The following is a 3,902-nucleotide window of genomic DNA, read 5'->3' on the forward strand; positions in this document are numbered from 1 at the left end:
AACTGGCTTTACCTTTCTTGTTGTTACTCGCTTTAAAGGATAAATTCCTTAGTGGTAACATTGGCAGGACGGTCGGTGGCTGTTACTATTACCTTATCGCCGGTAAGAGAAGCGTTTACCACAGTGGTGGTATACACCCACTTACCTTCTTGGAAGGTAGCATTCCCCTCTTCTACAAGTGTAGCATCGTGGTCGGTGATTTTCACTTTCACGCCTGTTACTTTAAAAGTGTCGGATACTTGTACGACAATCTTTTCTCCGGTAACGGAACCTGTATAGTTTGAGGTATCTACCGCGTCAATCACAGGAGCTTTAAGATAATCGGCAATTGCCATATTATAGGGGGTGGTACCTGGACGCTTTTTAGCTTCCTCGGCATAGCTTTGCTTAAGTGCACTATTTTGCAAAGCACTTTTAGCATAGAAAGCTGCTCGAGCAAACCTTTGCTGATGTAGCTGTTGTGCTTGGCTTGCTTTCTGAGAGCGAACGGGGGCTTTCCCTACGATGGTTTGTCCTGCGCGTTGGCGGAATACGATTTGGCGAGCTAACATACCGCTCAATCCTTCGGTTACTACATTATTTTTGCTTTTTGCCATAATGATTGATTTTTTAGATAAGAGGTCAAAGAACTAAAAGATGGAAGGCGTCGACTTTATATTTACCTTTTGTCTTTCGGCTGTTCCCCTTATCAAGTTTTTACGGTGCAAAATTCTGGCGATAATTTTTTATGGGCAAATTCTTATTCAAGGGTTGTAGGATTTTAGGACAAGGATTGTGCGTTTGAGATACAAGGCTAAAAATTGAAGAAATGAGAGTAACACAGTAAATACAAGAAAAAAAAGTCGCTAAGCGAGATGCTTAGCGACTTTTTTATTATCAAAATTAAAATCTAAAACACATCAAGGACGTGTTTTATACATTTGCTACACTTATAGTTTTTCTTTTTTTAGCACCTCTAAAACAATGTATTGAGGTGAATACGTCTCGTCTTGATAGGGTTCTCGGTTAAGAATTTTTTGCTCGCAAAGCACTCTTACAGTATAGCGATAGCCTGTTTCATAAGCGTCGAATTTTAAATCTCCTATGGCGAGCCTGAAAGTATTGTTAGATTCATTAGTAACCCTATAACATTTTGTTTCGAAGACACCTGTAAACATCTGAAAAGAGCATTCCTCTAAATGCCCGTCAATCACAAAAGTGTGATAGCTTCTTCGAATTTCAAATTCAGGTTTTTCTTTTTTACAAGAAAGCAAAAACAAGGCAATAAGCGTGTAAAAAATGATATTTTTCATAAGAATAGACTTTAAATTTGAATAAAAGTATATCTTTTTAATCTATTCCCAAACTCCTTAGGAATATACAAATTCTTACCTTTAACAGAGGATTCTTCTAAGTGTAAAAACACTTTTGGAGAGTACATAAGTTTTTCTAATATTTTTCTCCTTCGGCTGTCATCTACACTTTTTATAGTTCCTGTTAAAGAGGCTTTTACTATATAGAAACCTTTAGGAATTTCAACACTGATGTAGTCGTCTTTCCATTTGTGTATTTCTTCATTAAACAACATTTCTTTTGTGTAAATAACTCTTGAAGTATTTTTGTTTTGAATAGAAATAGTCAGTTTTATTTCAAACTCATCTAATGTGAAATTTCCTAATTGCCCTATTGGATTGCCCTCATCATCGAATCCAGGGAATGGCTGATTGGGATCAATTTTAGGATTAAAACTACTGTAATTAATTGTAAACAATCTTTGTAATTTGAATTTAACATTTGTTCTTTCAGGACATTTTAAATATTTACTTTGAGTGTATTCATAAGGGGAAAAAATAGGATCAGGATTACCCACCTGCCAAAAAGTGAAATGAGCAGGAGGCTGTGCTACCATCAAGCCTTCTACATCTCCAGAAGAAAGCCCATAATTTTGTGGATAAAATGTAGAACCATCTTTTTTACACATAGCGAAGATTTCCTTTTCTTCACCACTTTTTCCATCTTTATAAATATAGGTTGAACCATAAAGCATAATAGACATAAAATCAAACTCTCCTACATCTGTCCCATTGTGTCCTATTTCTCTATAAGTTTTAAACTGATAAAGGTCTTTTTCAGGAATATTATTAAAAAGAACATTGATATATTTATCTCTGTCCACCCTACATTGTTCGTGATACAACCCTAAGGCGTGACATATTTCGTGAATGATAGTTCCTCTTCTCCAAGCTCCTTTTGTAATTCTAATTTCTTGTCTTCCTCCTTTCATTCCTATAAAATTAGAATAAGCCTTAAATTCTGTGGAATTTATAAAATCAATATTGATGTAATTAGGCTCTCCTACACGTTTATAAAAAGTCAAGTAGGTGTTATCCTCAATTTCCTTTATACATTCTTTAAGGAGTTCTAGGTCATTATTACTAATTCCCTCTCCGCTTACAGTGTAATACACATTATTGCCAGGCCATCTCTTATCTATTCTTGCTGCGGATGCAGTAATCATAGCAAGAGAATCTTTCGGTTGAGATTCAATATCTTTTTTGTCTAAAAAGATATCTCCTTGGAAGATATAATAATCTCCCATATCACGAACTGCAGCTTTACTGCCCCATAAATCAATAGTTGTAAATGAATATGTGTTTTCATCAAATACATTTTCACTGACAGTTTGATTTTGAGGTTCTAAAACCTCTTTTTCCTCTTCTAAATCTTTAAAACAAGAAGATAAAAAAAGTAGCATTCCTAACAAGCTTAATAATAAACTTGTTACATTTCTGTTGTAGAATTTTAAACATTTCATAATGATTAGTATTTAAATTTCGATACAAAGATAATGTTTTTTCTTTACAAATCCAAATTTTAAAGATTTTTTCAAATTAATACTATGTTGGTTGTAGCATGACGGGCAGTGCGAGCCGTACAAGTAGGTAAAAGGTAACAAGCGATGCAAAGATACAAATTATTTTGTAATAAGGGTGATCTTAAGGTAAAAGATAAAAGGTAAAGCCAGTAAAACTGGCTTTACCTTTCTTGTTGTTACTCGCTTTAAAGGATAAATTCCTTAGTGGTAACATTGGCAGGACGGTCGGTGGCTGTTACTATTACCTTATCGCCGGTAAGAGAAGCGTTTACCACAGTGGTGGTATACACCCACTTACCTTCTTGGAAGGTAGCATTCCCCTCTTCTACAAGTGTAGCATCGTGGTCGGTGATTTTCACTTTCACGCCTGTTACTTTAAAAGTGTCGGATACTTGTACGACAATCTTTTCTCCGGTAACGGAACCTGTATAGTTTGAGGTATCTACCGCGTCAATCACAGGAGCTTTAAGATAATCGGCAATTGCCATATTATAGGGGGTGGTACCTGGACGCTTTTTAGCTTCCTCGGCATAGCTTTGCTTAAGTGCACTATTTTGCAAAGCACTTTTAGCATAGAAAGCTGCTCGAGCAAACCTTTGCTGATGTAGCTGTTGTGCTTGGCTTGCTTTCTGAGAGCGAACGGGGGCTTTCCCTACGATGGTTTGTCCTGCGCGTTGGCGGAATACGATTTGGCGAGCTAACATACCGCTCAATCCTTCGGTTACTACATTATTTTTGCTTTTTGCCATAATGATTGATTTTTTAGATAAGAGGTCAAAGAACTAAAAGATGGAAGGCGTCGACTTTATATTTACCTTTTGTCTTTCGGCTGTTCCCCTTATCAAGTTTTTACGGTGCAAAATTCTGGCGATAATTTTTTATGGGCAAATTCTTATTCAAGGGTTGTAGGATTTTAGGACAAGGATTGTGCGTTTGAGATACAAGGCTAAAAATTGAAGAAATGAGAGTAACACAGTAAATACAAGAAAAAAAAGTCGCTAAGCGAGATGCTTAGCGACTTTTTTATTATCAAAATTAAAATCTAAAA

At 35.9% G+C, this 3,902-nt stretch carries 4 protein-coding genes; all 4 read right to left on the reverse strand.

From position 1 onward, the window contains the following. Positions 1–32: 32 nt before the first annotated feature. The 4 genes from ACSQ7D_RS12885 to ACSQ7D_RS12900 all read right to left on the reverse strand — a co-directional run bounded on the left by ACSQ7D_RS12885 (position 33) and on the right by ACSQ7D_RS12900 (position 3,603). Positions 33–596, reverse strand: a complete 564-nt coding sequence (locus ACSQ7D_RS12885) for a hypothetical protein (RefSeq protein WP_002674601.1) — start codon at positions 594–596, stop codon at positions 33–35. Between the two features lie 333 nt (positions 597–929). Further along, on the reverse strand, positions 930–1,292 hold the full coding sequence (locus ACSQ7D_RS12890) for a DUF4377 domain-containing protein (protein WP_437136479.1): 363 nt from the start codon (positions 1,290–1,292) through the stop codon (positions 930–932). A gap of 11 nt (positions 1,293–1,303) precedes the next feature. Continuing rightward, a complete protein-coding gene (locus ACSQ7D_RS12895; protein ID WP_437136480.1) occupies positions 1,304–2,794 on the reverse strand; it encodes a M12 family metallopeptidase in 1,491 nt (496 codons plus the stop codon). Between the two features lie 245 nt (positions 2,795–3,039). Next, positions 3,040–3,603, reverse strand: a complete 564-nt coding sequence (locus ACSQ7D_RS12900; RefSeq protein WP_002674601.1) for a hypothetical protein — start codon at positions 3,601–3,603, stop codon at positions 3,040–3,042. Positions 3,604–3,902 lie beyond the last annotated feature (299 nt).

The organism is Capnocytophaga sp. G1920 (genome assembly GCF_051417515.1).